This window comes from Cobetia sp. PS-4MA, assembly GCF_057670765.1.
On sequence record NZ_CM173107.1, the window covers coordinates 2,802,514 to 2,819,228 of the forward strand.

The following is a 16,715-nucleotide window of genomic DNA, read 5'->3' on the forward strand; positions in this document are numbered from 1 at the left end:
GGCGTCCGGCGGCATGTCCGCACCTGCCGCCCGTGCTGAAAAGCGCGCTTATAAATCCATCAGCGGATGCTCGTCCTCTTCCCACAGCGGCGCGAAGAAGCCGTCGATGTATTCCTCGGAGACCTGCGCGATCGAGGCATAGGCCCACTGCGGCTGCTTGTCCTTGTCGATCAACAGGGCGCGCACCCCTTCGGCAAGCTCGGTGCCCATGCAGCAGCGTACCGACAAGGTCAGCTCGTCGCGGAAGGCCTCCGCCAGCGAGGAATGGCGATGACGCCCCAGCATGCGAAATACCAGATGCGGTGAACTGGGGCAGCCGGCCAGCAGACGCTCGCGGTTGGCGCTCAGCCACGCATTGCAGTCACTGCGCGCCTGGGGATCATCGATGATTCGCTGGCAGGCTTTCAGCACTTCGCGCCCGGCGACCAGCTGCTGAAGATGATCGAAGAGCGGCAGCACCTGCCCCGGCGGCGCCAGTTCACGGCGCTCGAACTCGCTCAGTACCTGGCTCAGATGACGCGACGGGTGACGGCCGAATTCTCCCTCGCACAGCGCCTGCTTGAGCGCCTCGCGCTGCGCATCGGGAATCAGGCGTGTCGCCAGGCCAAGATCCAGCGCATCGCGGGCATTCAGCTGCGCGCCGGTCGCGCCGAGATATTCTCCGATGCCACGCGGCAGGCGATTGAGCAGCCAGCTGGCCCCGACATCCGGGTACAGGCCGATGCTGACTTCCGGCATCGCCAGTCGTGAGCTTTCGGTGACCACGCGCTCACAGCCGCCGGCGAACAGCCCCATGCCGCCGCCCATCACGATGCCGCCGCCCCATACCAGCAGCGGCTTGGGGAAGGTATGCAGCCGGTGATCAAGCCGGTATTCGGCGGTGAAGTAGCGGGTGGCGAAGAAATCATCCAGCGCCTCAATAGGGTCAGCGCCTTCGCTGGCAGGCGCCGTGGTCATCGCTTGATAGAGCGCCACGATATCGCCACCGGCACACAGTGCACGCTCGCCGGCACCTTCCAGCCACACCATGGCGATGCTGCTGTCCAGCTCCCAGGCATCCAGCTGCGCATCGATGGCCTCGATCATGGCCAGCGACAGCGCATTCAGCGAACGCGGCGCGTTCAGGCGCATGATGCCCAGCTGCTTGCCGTCGCGGGCGCGACGCGTCTCGAACACCACGGGCGCCTCGACATCGGTCGCGGCCTTGGCAGTGACACCTTCTATCTGGCTCATGAGCGCCCTCCTCCCTTCACCTCTTTCTGATGCGAGACCCACTGCGGTGCGCGTTTCTCGAGGAAGGCGCTGACGCCCTCCTTCTGGTTGGGGTCATCGAACAGCTCGACGAACAGCTCGCGCTCCATGCGCAGGCCATCGCTCATGCCGCGATGGCGTGACGACATGATCAACGCCTTGCAGCGCGCCACCGCGCTCGGACTCTGGTTGGCGACGCTCTCGGCGATCGCCAGTGCGCGCTCGAAGCTCTGGCCGGTCTCGACCACCTCTTCCGCCAGCCCGATGCGACCGGCGGTCTCGGCATCCACCTGCTCACCACACAGGATCATGCGCTTGGCCCAGCCTTCGCCGACCAGCCACGGCAGATGCTGGGTGCCGCCCGCGCACGGCAGCAGTCCCACCTTGGCCTCCGGAAGTGCCAGTTTCGCCTGATGCTCGACGATACGGATGTCGCAGGCCAGCGCGCATTCAAGCCCACCGCCCATCGCGTAGCCGTTGACGGCGGCGATCGTAACGCCCGGGAAGTTGGCCAGCCGCTCGAAGGCCAGCCCGAAGCGACGCGCCATGGTGGCGGCAACGCCCTTGTCACCATCGGCGAAGGTCTTGAGATCGGCGCCGGCGGAGAAGAACCTGTCGCCCTCACCGGTGATCACCACGGCGCTTATGCTGCCATCGCTCTCCAGCTCATCGAGCAAATGCTCCAGCTCGATCAAGGACGCCTCCGTCCAGGTGTTGGCCGGCGGATTGCTGATGGTGACACGGGCGATATGACGATCCTTCTCGAGAACGAGGCATGGCCCTTGATTGGATGACATCACGTAACTCCCTGAAAGATGGTAACCACTGACGAATTGAGGTGGAGGCGCCGTTACGCCAGCGACTCGATCATCCCCGGCGTCAGAAGACGGCGCGCGATGATCAGACGCATGATCTCGTTGGTGCCTTCCAGAATCTGGTGCACACGGGTGTCCCGCACCAGCCGCTCCAATGGGTACTCGCGGATATAACCGTAGCCGCCATGCAGCTGGAGTGCCTGATTGCAGACCTCGAAGCCCATGTCGGTGGCAAAGCGCTTGGCCATCGCACAGTGGGCGCTGGCCTCGCCGTCGCCCTCATCGAGCTTGAAGGCCGCCAGTCGCACCAGGGTGCGTGCGGCGGTCAGTTCGGTGGCCATGTCGGCCAGCTTGAACTGCAGGGCCTGGAACTGCGCCAGCTCGCGCCCGAACTGCTTGCGCTCGCCGAGATAATCCCGCGACAGCTCCAGCGCCTTCTGGGCCGCGCCCAGCGAGCAGGTGGCGATGTTGATGCGACCGCCATCCAGCGCCTTCATCGCGAAACGGAAGCCCTCGCCCTCCTCGCCCAGACGATTGCCCGCCGGGACCCGCACGCGATCGAAGCTCACCAGCCGGGTCGGCTGGCTGTTCCAGCCCATCTTGTCTTCCTTCTTGCCGTAGCTGATGCCGTCGGCATCCGCTGGCACCACGAAGGCCGAGATACCCGCCGCGCCGCTGTCCGGTTCACCGGTGCGCGCCATCACCACCAGCACGTCCGTCGCCCCGGCACCGGAGATGAACATCTTGGAGCCACTCAGGTAGTAGTCATCGCCGTCACGCTCGGCGCGGGTGCGCAGACTGGCGGCATCACTGCCGCTGCCCGGCTCGGTCAGGCAGTAGGAGCCAAGCTTGTCGCCCGCCACCATCGCTGGCACCCACTGCTCGCGGCACTCGTCACTGGCGAAGCTCGCGATCATCCAGCCGACCATGTTGTGGATGGTGATGTAGGCGGTGGTCGAGATGCAGCCGGTGGCCAGCTGCTCGAGAATGATGGAGCTGTCCAGACGCGGCAGGCCAAGACCGCCATGCTCCTCGGGGACATAGAGCCCCATGAAGCCCGCCTCACCCGCCTTCTTCAGCGTCTCGATGGGGAAATGGGCCGTGGCGTCCCACTCGGCGGCATGCGGGGCAAGCTCGGCATCCGCGAAGGCACGCGCGCCCTCCTGCAGGGCACGCTGGTCATCGGTCAGCGAAAAGTTCATGCAGCTGCCTCCTGTTGTCCTTGTTCTTTATCTCCAGGCCCGCCGAGTCCTCGGCGGGCTTGTGAAGAGAGCCCTCTGCGCATCTGAAGAGCCCTCAGCGGTCTTGTAAAGAGAGCCATCAGCGCATCTGAGGAGTCATCAGCGCATCTGAATGGAGAAGTTGGGCTGATTGCCCTCGGCCGGCGCATCATCGAACCAGCGCGCCGTCACCGTCTTGGTCTCGGTATAGAAGCGCACCGCCTGCTTGCCATAGGCATGCAGATCGCCGAAGAAGCTGCCGCGCCAACCGGTGAAGGAGAAGAACGGCAGTGGCACCGGAATCGGCACGTTGATGCCGACCTGGCCCACCGCGATCTCGTTCTGGAAGCGGCGTGCCGCGCCGCCGGAGCGCGTGAAGATGGAGGTGCCGTTGCCGTAGGGGTTGTTGTTGATCAGCTCGATGGCCTCGGACAGATCCGCCGCCTCCATGCAGCACAGCACCGGCCCGAAGATCTCCTCGCGATAGAGCACCATTTCCGGCGTCACCTTGGAAAACAGGCACGGCCCCAGCCAGTTGCCGTCGGGATAGCCCGCCACCGAGATGCCGCGACCGTCCAGCAGCAGCTCGGCCCCTTCCTCGACGCCCTGCCCGATCCAGCCCGTCACGCGCTCCAGTGCCTGCGGCGAGATCAGCGGTCCGTAGCTGGCGCCCGTGTCATTCCAGGCACCGGGGCGCACCTCGGCCAGCGCATCACGCACCCGCGCGATCAAGGCCTTCGAATCACCGACGAAGACCGCCACCGAGATCGCCATGCAGCGCTGACCCGCCGCACCGACACTGGCCCCGACCAGCGCATTCACCACCTGGTCCGCCGGAGCGTCCGGCATGATCACCATGTGGTTCTTGGCACCCGCGAAGCACTGGGCGCGCTTGAGGTTGTCGGTGGCGGTACGATAGATGTGCTGCCCCACCGGTACCGAACCGACGAAGCTCACGGTGCGCGGTGTCTCGTGGGCCAGCAGGTGATTGACCTGATCGCGCCCGCCCTGCACCACGGTCAGGATGCCCTCGGGCGCTCCCGCTTCCATGAACAGCTCCGCCAGACGCAGCGTGGTCAGCGGTACCTGCTCGGAAGGCTTGAGCACGAAGGCATTGCCGCAGGCGATGGACAGCGGGAACATCCAAAGCGGTATCATGGCGGGGAAATTGAACGGCGTGATCCCCAGGCAGACGCCCAGCGACTGGGTCACGGAGTAGCTGTCGATGCCGGTGGCGACGTTCTCCACCGTCTCGCCCATCAGCAGACTCGGAATGTTGGCGGCATGCTCGACCACCTCGATGCCGCGCCAGACATCGCCCTTGGCGTCCTCGAAGGTCTTGCCCAGCTCATGGGAGATGATCTCGGCCAGCTCGTCATGGTGCTGCTTGAGCAGATGCTGATAGCTGAGCATCAGACGGGCACGGGTCGGCACCGGGGTGTTGCGCCAGCGCTGGAAGGCCTGCTCGGCATGCACCAGCGCCTCGTCCAGTTCGCTGAGCGGCGTCAGTGGAACACGCGCCACTTCAGCGTTGGTGGCCGGGTTGGTCACGCTCAGGTGCTGATCGGCGGCGCTTGCGACAAACTGGCCATTGATCAGCTGTGGCAATACCAGTGGTGCGCTGTCACCGGCGACGACGGCGCGCAGTCGTGACAGCAACTCAAGCGAGCCATTTGCGGACGTGAGGGTAGTCGAAGACATGACGTGGCATTCCTGTGTCTGTTGTTATTGGGTGAAGGACGGCGTGTCAGCAGAGCCGGAGACGTCAGCCAGAGCCATCTTGCCGAAAGCGGCAAGCCGACATTGCGATCTGACTCAACCTAGCATCTGCTTGGTTGGCTGCAAATACTATTACCCTTTACGTTAACGTAAACAATGCTAGTCTGTAGAAAATTCACGGCCAGACGCCGCTGGCATCCACTGCGCAGAGGGGCATGCCATCTCCTCGGCGCACACAGCATTCGGAGCGGCAGTGCCCATGACGGATACGATGATTACCTCAACGCCTGACACCCAGAACCCGACAGCCTCCGAGAGTCCGGACGATGGCGTCGGCATGGAAGGCCTGCTGAGTGCCACCAGCACCAGCGACGCCATTCGCCCGACCCAACGCACCTGGAGCATCGGCGAGCTGGCACGTCATTTCGACGTGACCACACGCACCATCCGCTTCTATGAGCAGGAAGGCCTGCTGCATCCCCAGCGACGCGGCCAGACGCGCATCTATCACGACAAGGACCGCGTGCGCCTCAAGCTGACGCTGCGCGGCAAGCGGCTGGGATTCTCGCTGGCCGAGATTCGCGAGGTGGTGGATCTCTACGATGCCGCGGATGGCGGCGGCGAGAAGCAGCTCACGAGGCTGCTCGACATCCTGGCCGAGAAACGTGAAGGACTGGAGCGCCAGCTGCGCGACCTCACCGCCATGCAGCGCGAGCTGGACGATGTCGAGACGCGGGCGCGGGAAGCGCTGGCCCGCCTGACGACACACGGATGATGCGCGACCCCCGTCACTCTCTTCCAACACCTTTGAGAGCATCACGACAGCAAGACCGATAACGACAACAAGCACCATGACATTCACGCCGCCGCCCCCTGGCGGCGTGACCGCCCGCCGGGCGGCTCCCCCTGATACGCCTTGCCACACCAATAACAACCAGGGACACAGGACAACGCCATGTCACAGGACGCCATTGCCACACGCCAGTCTCTCAGCTATCTGAGCACCCTCTCCGACACTCCCCTGATGGGGGAAACCATCGGTGACTGTCTCGATCGCATCACCGCGCGCTGGCCCGAGCGCGACGCCTTGATCAGCCGTCATCAGGGGCTGCGTTACACCTGGGCCGAGCTGCATGCAGAGGTCGAGCGCGTGGCGCGCGGCCTGCTGGCGATGGGCATCACCCGCGGCGACAGGGTCGGCATCTGGGCACCCAATCGCGCCGAGTGGACCTTGATCCAGTACGCCACCGCCAAGATCGGAGCGGTGCTGGTCAATCTCAACCCGAGCTATCGCGGCCATGAGCTGGCCTATGCGCTCAAGCAGTCCGGCGCGGCGACGCTGATCTTCCAGGCACGCTTCAAGGCCTCGGACTACGTCGCGATCCTCGAGGAGCTGTTCCCTGAGGCCAGGGAGGCCCGCGGCCGTGATGGCATTCACAATGGCGCGCTGCCGGACCTCAGGCGTCTGGTCTGCTTCGAGGCCGAGGACGCCCTGCCCGGCATGCTCCACTGGCAGGATGTGCTGGGCGGCGCCGGAGAGGTCAGTCTCGAGACACTCCACGAGCTGCAGGCCAGCCTGACCTTCGATGACCCGATCAACATCCAGTACACATCCGGCACCACCGGGGCCCCCAAGGGGGCCACGCTCTCGCATCACAACATTCTCAACAACGGCTTCTTCGTCGCCGAGCGCATGAATCTCACGGAGCACGACAAGCTGGTGATGCCGGTGCCGCTCTATCACTGCTTCGGCATGGTGATGGGCAATCTGGGCTGCCTGACCCACGGGGCGACGATCATCTACCCCGAGGCGGGTTTCGATCCGCTGGCCACGCTGCAGGCGGTCAGTGAGGAAGGCGCCACCGCGATGTTCGGCGTACCGACGATGTTCATCGCCGAACTCGAGCACCCGCGCTTTGACGAGTTTGATCTCTCCAGCCTGCGCACCGGCACCATGGCGGGTTCCATCTGCCCCATCGAGGTGATGCGCCAGGTCATCGAGCGCATGCACATGCGCGAGGTCACCATCGCCTATGGCATGACCGAGACCAGCCCGGTGAGTCTGCAGACCACCCGCGAGGCACCGCTGGACAAGCGTGTCTCCACCGTCGGCACCCTGCATCCCCATCTGGAGATCAAGATCGTCGACCCCGAGACAGGCCAGGTGGTCCCGCGCGGCGAGAAGGGCGAGCTGTGCACACGCGGTTACAGCGTGATGCTCGGCTACTGGAACAACCCGGACGCCACCGCCAAGGCCATCGACAGTGGCCGCTGGATGCATACCGGTGATCTCGCCACCCTCGATGAGGACGGTTACGTGACCATCGTCGGGCGCATCAAGGACATGATCATCCGCGGTGGCGAGAACATCTATCCCCGCGAGATAGAGGACTTCCTCTACACTCATCCTGCCGTGTCGGACGTGCAGGTGATCGGCGTGCCCGATGAGCGCTATGGCGAGGAAGTGATGGCCTGGGTCAAGCTCAAGGAAGGCGAGCAGCTGGATGCCGAAGGCCTCAAGGCGTTCTGCCAGGGCAGAATCGCCCACTTCAAGGTGCCGCGCCATATCAAGTTCGTCGAGGAATTCCCGATGACCGTCACCGGCAAGATCCAGAAATTCAAGATGCGCGAAACCGCTACGGCGGAGCTGGGACTCAAGGCATGAACGGGCACCTCGGAGGGCCACGGAGAACACGCGCATGAGTCACGACACGCCGGGAGGCGATGACGCCTCCTCCGCTCGCCACCTGAGCACGGCCTGTGCCCAGGTGGCGCACTACGCGCCCCCTCGGCATCACGCGGCACTGGAGGAGGCACTCGAGGCATTGATCAAGGCGCATCCTGAGCCCGTCCTGCCGCCCTCGGCGCTGGCAGGGCTGGATCAGCTGCATCTGGGAGGCGCGGCCGGCAGCCGCGAGTTGCTGGCGATGGCGGCTCTCGAGACCCCCGAGGGCATGCCACTCGCGATTCTCGAGCCCGGTGCCGGGCTCGGCGGACTGGCACGCATGCTGGTCAGTCAGCATGCCAGCGCCGGGCATCACGTCACCACGCTGGATCTCTCGGAGAGCCTCTGCCAGCTGGCCGTCGCGCTCAACCGTGCCACCGGCCTGCGCGAACGTATCCGAGTGCTGGAGGGCGACGCCTGCTATCCCGAGCTGCACCCCGCCCTGACAGGGCGACATGTCGACCGCATCCTGAGCCAGCACCTGCTGGTCCATCTGAGCGACAAGACCGACGTGTTGCGTCAGTGGCATGACTGCCTCAACGATGACGGCTATCTGGTGCTGCATGAGCCGGTGCTCAGCGTCCAGGCACAAGCCTTCCATGAGCGTCCGCAGCTGCCGGTGCCCTGGGCACTGACGCCCCGCGCCGATCACCTGGCCAGCTGCGAGGAACTGCACGAGGCGATGGCCAACAGTGGTTTCGAGGTCGAGGCGCACGCCGAACTGACGCCTCAGGTGCTCGCCTGGCAGGCGCGGCGTCTGCGCACACCCTCCCCCGGCGCCTCCGGCCAGCCCCCACTCTCGCCCGCCCAGCGTGCCAGCCAGGCGCTGACACCGGAGCTGATCTTCGGGCCGCATTTCCCGACGATGCAGCACAATCTGGCCGAGGCGCTGGAGGCCGGCTGGCTGGAAGTGCACCTGTGGCGACTGCGCAAGCGCCGCCATCCGTGACGGTGATGAGCCTGGAGGTTTCCCGCGTGAGGCCAGTCCGATACCGGCGTGAAAAAAATTAGAAAACACCGCTCGTAAATGACTGGCATCCACTGTCATCAACCGTTATTCTTGCCAGTACAGTCCCGTTCGGGGGATAAGCCGTTCGTTATCCGTCGTCATGCAAGAGGGTCTTCCTCACCATGATGACCGCACTGGAGCATGTCTTTCATTTCCATGTGCCAGTGCACAGTTTCCCGATGCTCGCGCACCGTTTCTCCGGGAATCTGTTCATCAAGGCGCTGATCTGATCAATCCGCGCCGACTGCATCAAAGATTCCCTCACGGGAAAACCGAAAGGGCCTCCATCTGGAGGCCCTTTTTTTGTCTGCTCGCTTTGTCTGCTCGTGCTGTCAGCTCGATTCCTGCCGGTGCGAGCCATTGATCCGACACGCCGTCCGTCAGCTCATCGGCACGGCATGGCGCACTGGATCAGCGAGCCCTCACGCCTGCCAGGCGGCCAGTGCCGCGAGGTGATCCTGGCGCGCCTGGCCCGGCGTCACGGCCGCCAGCCGCACCCTGGTGCCCGGCACGCATTGGGCGAGCTGCGCGCAGGCCAGCGGCGTCAGTGCGCCAAGGCGCGGATAGCCGCCGATGGTCTGGCGATCATTGAGCAGGATGATCGGCTGGCCATCGGCGGGCACCTGTACCGCGCCCAGCGGAATGCCTTCGGAGACCATCCCGGCACCGTCACGCTCCAGACGCGGGCCGGTCAGACGCACGCCCATGCGATCGGCACGCCCGTCCACTGCCCAGTCGCGGTTGAAGGCGCGAAAGAGGCTGTCGCCGCTGAATTCGGCAATCTGGGCGCCTACCACCAGCGCCAGTTCGAGCGCCTCGCCCTCCTCGGGGGTCAGCGACTGCTGCCATGCCTGTGCCGACGCCGGCAACTCGCGCAGCGACAGCTCATTGCCGGCCGCCGTCAGCACATCGCCGCTGGCCAATGCATGGCCTTCGCCATCCAGCCCGCCCAGACCATCACGCACGGTACAGGCCGCACTGCCCAGCACCGGGGCGACATCCAGCCCCCCCGGGAAGGCCAGATAGGCGCGCAGCCCGGCGACCGGACGCTCGAACTTGAGCACCTGCCCCGCCGTCACGGCGAAGGCCTGCCCGGGCAGCAACGCCTCACCATCCAGTGTCGCCGCCAGATCAGCGCCACACAGCGCCAGCGTGCCCGCCTGCCCGACCTTGAGGGTCAGGCCGCCGCCCATGGTGATCTCGAGTCCCGGCGCATCCGGGGCATTTCCCAGCAGCCAGTTGGCCCAGCCCAATGACACCCAGTCCGCCGCGCCGCCCTGGGTCACGCCCAGATGGCGGACCCCCAGGCGTCCCGCATCCTGTACCAGTGCCAGGGCACCGCTGCGCTCGACGTCGAGTCTCACGCGCTTGTCGTTGTCGGCACTCATGCGCGCTCCTCCAGCGGGGTGACATCGCCGCCCAGGCCAACGAATTCCTCTCGGCTCACGGAAACGAAACGCACGCGATCACCGGGCATGAAGCGACTGGACGGCTCACCGGCCTCGTTGCGACCGAACAGCGTGATGGGCGTGCGGCCCAGGATGTTCCAGCCACCGGGAGAGCGGGACGGGTAGATCGCGGCCTGACGATCGGCGATACCGACGCTGCCGGGGGCGATCTTCTGGCGCGGCGTCTTGAGGCGCGGTGTGGTCAATGCCTCCTCCAGCACGCCCATGAAGGCGAAACCGGGGGCGAAGCCAAGCGCGAACACGCAGTAATCATGCGCGCCATGCCGTTCGATCAACGCCTCGACACTGATGCCGAGACGCGCGGCGATCGGCGCAAGCTCCGGGCCGACACTGTCGTCGTACCAGACGGGCACCTCGTGCAGCTGGCCCTGCTGACCGCTCTGCGGAGCGAGGTTCTCGAGGGCCGCCTGGATACGGGCACGCACCTCGCCTTCTTCCAGTGCCGCCACGTCATAGTGCAGCAGCAAGGTGGTATAGGACGGCACCAGATCCACCAGCGCTGTGCCGAAGGCCTCACGCAAGGCCCCGTCAGCGGCCAGAATCCAGGCCATGTTGGATTCCTCGATGCGGTCGAACAGCCGGATGATCAGCGAGTCCATGCCGACGGTCTCGAGGCGCAGTTGCGGTGACGAGCCACGTTCGTGGCTATTCCCCCCAGCCATCAGGCACCCGCCAGCGCATCGAAGGCGTCACGGATGGCACGCACCGCGGCCACGGACTCGGCGTTGTCACCGTGCACGCACAGGGTGTCGGCACTGAGTACCAGATCACCGCCGCTGCTGTCGGTGAGGGCTTCACCGCGCGCCAGCGTCACCGACTGGGCGATGATCACCTCGCTGTCGTGATGCACGGCGCCGGGCTCACGACGCGAGACCAGGTGACCGCGCGAGTCGTAGGCACGGTCGGCGAAGGCCTCGAACCACAGCGTGATGCCCATCTCGTCGGCCAGTGCCTGCATCGGTGCCGGATTGGCGGTCGCCATCACCATCAGCGGCAGGCTGGCGTCATAGCGCACCACGGCTTGCATGACGGCGCGCAGTAGCGTCGGGTCAGCGGCCATGTCGTTGTAGAGCGCACCATGCGGCTTCACATACTGGACGCGAGTGCCTTCGGCGCGACAGATACCGTCGAGCGCGCCGATCTGATAGAGCAGCATGTCCTCGACTTCCGCAGGCGAACAGGCCATGGAACGGCGCCCGAAACCCTGCAGATCCGGATAGGCGGGATGTGCGCCGATGCGCACGTCGTGCTTGACCGCCAGCCGCACGGTACGGCGCATGATGGTGGGGTCAGAGGCGTGGAAGCCACAGGCGATGTTGGCGCAATCGACGTAGGGCATGACCTCGTCATCGAGGCCGATCTTCCAGTTGCCGAAGCTTTCGCCCATGTCGCAATTGAGCAGAGGGAGGGAGGGAGCGGAACGGGACATTGAGGCACCTCGCAGGATGATCTTGTGTGTTGTTATCCCTCCACTCTAAGTAAGGCCATGCCTCGGTATCCAATCGTATTTTGTGATTCGTTATATCGATGAAATCTTTCATTACCAGAAGGTATGAAAGCCCAGTCAATCATCCGCTTGCCTGTCAGACCGCCACATGCTTCTGTCTGGGGCACCCCGGACAGCCACGAAAGGGCCGTCATCTCTGAATGCCGGCCTGACTCAGGCGACCGACGCGTCTTGTCTGGCGGAACCACCCACAACAACAGGAATTTCCCACATGGCCGTCAGTGATCCGTTCCACCTCGCGATTCAAGTGCGTGACATCGCCGAAGCCCGGCGCTTCTATGGCGAATTCCTCGGCTGTCCGGAGGGACGTTCCTCGGACAGCTGGGTCGATTTCGACCTCTACGGCCACCAGTTCGTCTGCCACCTGAACCCGGCACTGGCCGACCCTGACAACCCGCTCGCCCAGCACCGCAATCCGGTCGATGGGCATGGCGTCCCGGTGCCGCACTTCGGGGTGGTACTCGAGATGGAGGTCTGGCAGGCACTGGCGGATCGTCTCACTGCCGAAGGCGTGACATTCGAGATCGCACCTCATGTGCGCTTCAAGGGCGAGCCCGGTGAACAGGCCACGATGTTCTTCCTCGACCCCACCGGCAACGCGCTGGAGTTCAAGGCCTTCAAGGACCGCGAGAGCCAGCTGTTTCGCAAGTGAAGGCCCCGCGCCCCGTCTCGTGCGGGGCATGCCCGGTGATGAAAGCTGACGCCCTGCACGGCATGCGGCAAGATGGTCGGTCTCAACGATTCATCACGGGGCATCTGTCATGTTCGATTTCAAGGAACTCGAGGCCTTTGTCTGGGTCGTGCGGCTCGGCTCGTTCCGCAAGGGCGCGACCAAGCTGCACCTCACCCAGCCCTCCATCTCGGACCGCATCAACCGTCTTGAGGCCGCCGTCGGCGAATCGCTGCTCGAGCGTGCCACCCGCCCCATCCAGCCCACCCTGCGCGGTCGGGAATTCTTCGCGCATGCCGAACGCCTGTTGAGCGGGCGCGAAGAAGCCATGCGCCTGTTTCAGGAGGAAGGCGCCTTTTCCGGCACGCTGCGTCTGGGCGTCATCGAGACCATCGCCAACAGCTGGTTCCCGGCCTTCATGCGCCAGCTGGCCGAGCGCTACCCCAAGCTGACGCTGGAAATGACCGTCGACATCTCGCCCTTTCTGCATCAGCGCTTGGCCGACAATGACCTCGACATGCTGTTCGCGATGGACAGCGCCGCCATGGGCCCCTACGCGACCCAGACACCGCTGTGCACCTTCGAGATGGGCATGTTCGCCTCGCCGACCCTCGCCGAGCAGCTGGCCCAGGACGGCGAATGCTTCGCCAGAACCCCCTTCATCTCCTTCAGCAAGCAGGCCCGTCCCTATACGGAGCTTGTCAGCTACCTCGCCGAACAGGGCATCACCCAACCCAAGGTGCACTGCACCAGCACCCTGATGACCATTCTGCGCATGAGCAGTGAAGGACTGGGCATCGGTGTCCTGCCGGTCGCCACCGTCGAGGACGTGATCAATCACGGCGAACTGGTGCGTCTGCCACTCGAGACCCCGCTGCCGCCGATGGTCTATGAGGCCATCTGGCGCAATGCCAATTACCCCGACTTCTGCGCCAGTGTCGCGCGCCTGGGTCGCCAGTGTGCCGAGACCTACTCTCGCCAGCACGCGCCTCCCGCCGACTGATCGAAGCGTCATGCATGCGCTGAGACAGGGTTGATCGTGCCCCGCCCTGCATCAGATCAGCGTCAGACCAAGGTCTAACAATATCGCCAAAGGCTTTCATGCGACGACACGATGAAAGATTTCATCGATACTGTGAATCAGAATTAACGATTGGACGGGATGGCCTGTCACTTGAAGAATGAAATCGTCTGCCGACAACATTCAATAATAATGAGGAACTAGACATGCGTAAGCCCAGCGACTCCCTCACCCGCAAATCTGCCACCTCCAGTACCCTCATCGGACTGGCAGCCGTCGGTGCCCTGGCCTTCAGTGGCTCGGCCCTCGCGGCACAGTGGAACCTCGCCACTCCGTATGGCGATGCCAGCTTCCACACCAAGAACACCAAGCAGTTCGCCGAGGAGGTCACCGCGGCCACCGATGGCGAGCTGAGCATCACCGTGCACAGCGGCGGTTCGCTGATCTCCCACGGCGAGATCAAGCCGTCCGTGCGTCGCGGCACCGTCCAGGCCGGCGAGATCTTCCTGTCGATCCTGTCCAACGAATCGCCGGTCTACGAGCTGGACACCCTGCCGGGCGTCGCCTCCAGCTACGAGGAAGCCTTCGCTCTGTGGCAGGCCTCCAAGCCGGACATCACCGCGCTGTTCGCCAAGGAAGGCCTGATGCCGCTGTACGCGGTCGCCTGGCCGGCCCAGGGCATCTACACCGACTTCGACCTGACCGACGTCTCCCAGCTCAAGGGCCTGCGCATCCGCGCGCCCAACATCAACACCCAGCGCTTCGTCGAGAACGTCGGCGGCAAGCCCACCGAGACCGAAGAAGCCGACATCCCCACCGCCTTCAGCACCGGCCGTGTCGACGCGATGATCACCTCCAGCTCCACCGGCAAGTCCATGTCGGCCTGGGATTACGTCAAGCACTACAACGACGCCAAGCTGTGGCTGCCGAAGAACATCGTTTTCGTCAACAAGCGTGCCTTCGATCGCCTCGACGAGAGCACCCAGCAGGCCGTGCTGGACGCCGCCAAGGCCGCCGAGACTCGCGGCTGGGAAGCCAGCAAGGCCGATGCCGACGAGAGCGCCAAGGTGCTGACCGAGAATGGCTTCACCATCAGCGAGCCGGACGAGAAGCTGTCCGAAGACCTCAAGGCCGCCGGTGACAAGCTGTTCCAGGACTGGAAATCACGCGCCGGCGATGAAGGCCAGCAGCTGCTCGAGCGTTATCGCGCCGATCTCGATGCCTGATCCCCGCCTGCCAGCGCCGGGCGTTCGTCCCATCAGCTGAACGCTCGGCACCTGGCCGGTATCGTCACCCCGCCACGCGATGATCACGTCGCACCCCTGTCCGCCTCTGCCCGCTGGCAGACGCGACAGGGGCTCCCCGACACGGCATCGCGTGGCCACCCTCACCTTCCCTGTGAGTGCATGTCATGACCTACTTCCTCGACAGACTCTATCGCCTCGGCGCGTGGGGTGCGGCAGCTTGCATGCTGCTGATCTGCACCCTGGTCAGCCTGCAGGTCTTCCTGCGCCTGATCGACGCCATCCTGGTGATGTTCGGAGCCGAACGTCTCGGCTTCGAGATCTCCGGCGTCTCGGAAATGGCCGCCTTCCTGCTGGTCGGTGCCACCTTCCTGAGCCTCGCCTATACCTTCACGCACCACGCGCACATCCGCGTGACGCTGGTCATCAATCGCCTGCCGCCCGCCGTGCGCGTGTGGGTCGAGAGCCTGGCGCTGCTGATCGCACTGAGCCTGAGCGTATTGATCACCCATGAACTGGTACTGCTGGTCGGCGAGAGCCTCGAGTACCACGACATTTCCTCCGGCCTGCTGGCCCTGCCGCTGTGGATTCCGCAGAGCGTGCTGGTCGCCGGTACCGGCCTTCTGTGCCTGGCGATTCTCGAGACACTGATCGCCACGCTGCGCACCGCCTTCACCGCGCCCTCACGCTACGTGGCGCCCGAGCCCGAAGACGGAGCCGAATGACATGCTGACACTCATCCTCGTCACTCTGCTGGCCCTCGCCTTGCTGCTCGGCGGCGGCGTGTGGGTCGCGTTCTCGCTGATCGGCACCGGCTGGATCGTGCTGACCTTCTTCTCCACCTTCGAGACCGGCCCGATCCTGGCCTCGGACTTCTGGGGTGCCAGCTACGGCTGGGACCTGACCGCCCTGCCGATGTTCGTGTGGATGGGCGAGATCCTGTTCCGCTCCGGACTCGCCGACAACATGTTCCGCGCGCTGGCACCGTGGCTCAATCGCCTGCCGGGCCGCCTGCTGCACTCCAACATCATCGGCAGCGGGCTGTTCGCCGCCGTGTGCGGCTCCTCCGCCGCCACCTGTGCCACCGTCGGCAAGATGACCCTGCCGGAGCTTGAGCGTCGCGGCTACGACAGCAATCTGGCCATCGGTACCCTCGCCAGCGCCTCGACCCTCGGTCTGCTGATTCCGCCGTCGATCATGATGATCGTCTACGGCGTGGTCACCGAGCAGTCCATCTCGCGCCTGTTCATCGCCGGTGTCCTGCCGGGCATGCTGCTGCTGGCCCTGTTCATGGGCTATCTGGCGATCTGGTCGAAGGTCGTCGGCGAGCCGCAGGGCCGCGCCGGCCATGATGAGCCGCACATGAGCTTCATGGCCAAGCTGCGCAACAGCGCCCAGTTGATTCCGCTGCTGGCACTGATCGGCGGCATCCTCGGCAGCATCTACGGTGGCCTGGCGTCACCGACGGAAGCGGCGGCGGTCGGCGTGGTGCTGTCGCTGATCATCGCGCGACTCAATGGCCACATGAGCGCCGCCACCTTCAAGGAATCGCTGTTCGCGGCGCTGCGCACCTCATGCATGATCGCCTTCATCATCGCCGGTGCCTCCTTCCTGTCCTCCGCGATGAGCTTCACCCAGATTCCGATGCAGCTGGCCGAAGGCATCGCCACCCTGGGGCTGTCGCCGACCATGCTGCTGGTGGTGCTGACGCTGTTCCTGCTGATCCTGGGCTGCTTCCTGGATGGCATCTCGCTGATCCTGCTGGTGACCTCCATCATCATGCCGGTCATCGAAGCCGCCGGTTTCGACCTGATCTGGTTCGGTATCTACCTGATCATCGTGGTCGAGATGTCGCAGATCACCCCGCCGGTGGGCTTCAACCTCTTCGTGATCCAGAGCCTGACCGGCAAGGACATCATCACCATCACCAAGGCGACGCTGCCGTTCTTCCTGTTGATGATCTTCTCCATCGTGTTGATGCACCTCTTCCCGGAAATCGTGCTCTATCTGCCCCAGGCCATGAACGGCTGATCCGGCCCTCCACGTCCCCGACGCACTGTCACGG

The 16,715-nt window shown here is 64.7% G+C and carries 15 protein-coding genes; 8 read left to right on the plus strand and 7 right to left on the minus strand.

The features are described 5' to 3' along the window. Positions 1 to 48: 48 nt before the first annotated feature. From AC26AR_RS11920 to AC26AR_RS11935, 4 genes are all read right to left on the minus strand, one after another. The gene (locus tag AC26AR_RS11920) at positions 49 to 1,233 is read right to left on the minus strand and encodes an enoyl-CoA hydratase/isomerase family protein (RefSeq protein WP_488107095.1); all 1,185 of its coding nucleotides are present in this window, start codon (positions 1,231 to 1,233) and stop codon (positions 49 to 51) included. Beyond that, the gene (locus tag AC26AR_RS11925; RefSeq protein WP_488107096.1) at positions 1,230 to 2,048 is read right to left on the minus strand and encodes an enoyl-CoA hydratase; all 819 of its coding nucleotides are present in this window, start codon (positions 2,046 to 2,048) and stop codon (positions 1,230 to 1,232) included. Before AC26AR_RS11925 ends, AC26AR_RS11920 begins: the two co-directional genes overlap by 4 nt. Positions 2,049 to 2,101: 53 nt before the next feature. Next, positions 2,102 to 3,268 carry an acyl-CoA dehydrogenase family protein gene (locus AC26AR_RS11930; RefSeq protein ID WP_136938721.1) on the minus strand — a complete coding sequence of 389 codons (1,167 nt, stop codon included), beginning with the start codon at positions 3,266 to 3,268 and terminating at the stop codon, positions 2,102 to 2,104. A 138-nt stretch (positions 3,269 to 3,406) separates the two neighbouring features. After that, a complete protein-coding gene (locus AC26AR_RS11935; protein WP_488107097.1) occupies positions 3,407 to 4,987 on the minus strand; it encodes a CoA-acylating methylmalonate-semialdehyde dehydrogenase in 1,581 nt (526 codons plus the stop codon). Positions 4,988 to 5,342: 355 nt separating this feature from the next. On the opposite strand from AC26AR_RS11935, the gene AC26AR_RS11940 reads away from it, so the two are divergent. The 3 genes from AC26AR_RS11940 to AC26AR_RS11950 all read left to right on the plus strand — a co-directional run bounded on the left by AC26AR_RS11940 (position 5,343) and on the right by AC26AR_RS11950 (position 8,679). After that, the gene (locus AC26AR_RS11940; protein ID WP_077375619.1) at positions 5,343 to 5,780 is read left to right on the plus strand and encodes a MerR family transcriptional regulator; all 438 of its coding nucleotides are present in this window, start codon (positions 5,343 to 5,345) and stop codon (positions 5,778 to 5,780) included. A 180-nt stretch (positions 5,781 to 5,960) separates the two neighbouring features. Then, complete coding sequence (locus tag AC26AR_RS11945) at positions 5,961 to 7,670, plus strand: AMP-binding protein (protein WP_488107098.1); 1,710 nt, start codon at positions 5,961 to 5,963, stop codon at positions 7,668 to 7,670. A gap of 34 nt (positions 7,671 to 7,704) precedes the next feature. Next, positions 7,705 to 8,679 (plus strand): SAM-dependent methyltransferase, encoded by a 975-nt coding sequence (locus AC26AR_RS11950; RefSeq protein WP_488107099.1) that lies wholly within the window; start codon positions 7,705 to 7,707, stop codon positions 8,677 to 8,679. 482 nt (positions 8,680 to 9,161) lie between these two features. Here AC26AR_RS11950 and AC26AR_RS11955 read toward each other — a convergent pair whose 3' ends face one another. From AC26AR_RS11955 to AC26AR_RS11965, 3 genes are read right to left on the minus strand one after another with little or no spacing between them, the layout of a single operon-like run. Then, the gene (locus tag AC26AR_RS11955) at positions 9,162 to 10,127 is read right to left on the minus strand and encodes a 5-oxoprolinase subunit C family protein (RefSeq protein WP_218015148.1); all 966 of its coding nucleotides are present in this window, start codon (positions 10,125 to 10,127) and stop codon (positions 9,162 to 9,164) included. Then, complete coding sequence (locus tag AC26AR_RS11960; RefSeq protein ID WP_077374820.1) at positions 10,124 to 10,870, minus strand: 5-oxoprolinase subunit B family protein; 747 nt, start codon at positions 10,868 to 10,870, stop codon at positions 10,124 to 10,126. The genes AC26AR_RS11955 and AC26AR_RS11960 overlap by 4 nt, the downstream gene beginning before the upstream one ends. Beyond that, positions 10,870 to 11,637 (minus strand): 5-oxoprolinase subunit PxpA, encoded by a 768-nt coding sequence (locus AC26AR_RS11965; protein WP_084208091.1) that lies wholly within the window; start codon positions 11,635 to 11,637, stop codon positions 10,870 to 10,872. Before AC26AR_RS11965 ends, AC26AR_RS11960 begins: the two co-directional genes overlap by 1 nt. Positions 11,638 to 11,926: 289 nt before the next feature. Between AC26AR_RS11965 and AC26AR_RS11970 the strand changes: the two genes are divergently transcribed. The 5 genes from AC26AR_RS11970 (at position 11,927) to AC26AR_RS11990 (ending at position 16,681) form a co-directional block, all read left to right on the plus strand. Beyond that, entirely contained in the window at positions 11,927 to 12,367 is a 441-nt protein-coding gene (locus tag AC26AR_RS11970; protein ID WP_488107100.1) for a VOC family protein, read from the plus strand. Between the two features lie 109 nt (positions 12,368 to 12,476). Beyond that, positions 12,477 to 13,388: a LysR family transcriptional regulator gene (locus AC26AR_RS11975; RefSeq protein ID WP_077374830.1), complete on the plus strand. Its 912-nt coding sequence runs from the start codon at positions 12,477 to 12,479 to the stop codon at positions 13,386 to 13,388. A gap of 224 nt (positions 13,389 to 13,612) precedes the next feature. Beyond that, complete coding sequence (locus AC26AR_RS11980; protein ID WP_488107101.1) at positions 13,613 to 14,632, plus strand: TRAP transporter substrate-binding protein; 1,020 nt, start codon at positions 13,613 to 13,615, stop codon at positions 14,630 to 14,632. Positions 14,633 to 14,817: 185 nt separating this feature from the next. Beyond that, on the plus strand, positions 14,818 to 15,375 hold the full coding sequence (locus AC26AR_RS11985; protein ID WP_077374836.1) for a TRAP transporter small permease: 558 nt from the start codon (positions 14,818 to 14,820) through the stop codon (positions 15,373 to 15,375). Between the two features lies 1 nt (position 15,376). After that, entirely contained in the window at positions 15,377 to 16,681 is a 1,305-nt protein-coding gene (locus AC26AR_RS11990) for a TRAP transporter large permease (RefSeq protein WP_271302217.1), read from the plus strand. Positions 16,682 to 16,715 lie beyond the last annotated feature (34 nt).

Coding starts and splice junctions, on each gene's coding strand:
- AC26AR_RS11955 (WP_218015148.1), bottom strand. CDS start 10,127: ATGAGTGCCGACAACGACAAGCGCGTGAGACTCGACGTCGAGCGCAGC.
- AC26AR_RS11930 (WP_136938721.1), bottom strand. CDS start 3,268: ATGAACTTTTCGCTGACCGATGACCAGCGTGCCCTGCAGGAGGGCGCG.
- AC26AR_RS11980 (WP_488107101.1), top strand. CDS start 13,613: ATGCGTAAGCCCAGCGACTCCCTCACCCGCAAATCTGCCACCTCCAGT.
- AC26AR_RS11920 (WP_488107095.1), bottom strand. CDS start 1,233: ATGAGCCAGATAGAAGGTGTCACTGCCAAGGCCGCGACCGATGTCGAG.
- AC26AR_RS11940 (WP_077375619.1), top strand. CDS start 5,343: ATGGAAGGCCTGCTGAGTGCCACCAGCACCAGCGACGCCATTCGCCCG.
- AC26AR_RS11960 (WP_077374820.1), bottom strand. CDS start 10,870: ATGGCTGGGGGGAATAGCCACGAACGTGGCTCGTCACCGCAACTGCGC.
- AC26AR_RS11970 (WP_488107100.1), top strand. CDS start 11,927: ATGGCCGTCAGTGATCCGTTCCACCTCGCGATTCAAGTGCGTGACATC.
- AC26AR_RS11945 (WP_488107098.1), top strand. CDS start 5,961: ATGTCACAGGACGCCATTGCCACACGCCAGTCTCTCAGCTATCTGAGC.
- AC26AR_RS11935 (WP_488107097.1), bottom strand. CDS start 4,987: ATGTCTTCGACTACCCTCACGTCCGCAAATGGCTCGCTTGAGTTGCTG.
- AC26AR_RS11985 (WP_077374836.1), top strand. CDS start 14,818: ATGACCTACTTCCTCGACAGACTCTATCGCCTCGGCGCGTGGGGTGCG.
- AC26AR_RS11975 (WP_077374830.1), top strand. CDS start 12,477: ATGTTCGATTTCAAGGAACTCGAGGCCTTTGTCTGGGTCGTGCGGCTC.
- AC26AR_RS11925 (WP_488107096.1), bottom strand. CDS start 2,048: ATGTCATCCAATCAAGGGCCATGCCTCGTTCTCGAGAAGGATCGTCAT.
- AC26AR_RS11950 (WP_488107099.1), top strand. CDS start 7,705: ATGAGTCACGACACGCCGGGAGGCGATGACGCCTCCTCCGCTCGCCAC.
- AC26AR_RS11965 (WP_084208091.1), bottom strand. CDS start 11,637: ATGTCCCGTTCCGCTCCCTCCCTCCCTCTGCTCAATTGCGACATGGGC.
- AC26AR_RS11990 (WP_271302217.1), top strand. CDS start 15,377: ATGCTGACACTCATCCTCGTCACTCTGCTGGCCCTCGCCTTGCTGCTC.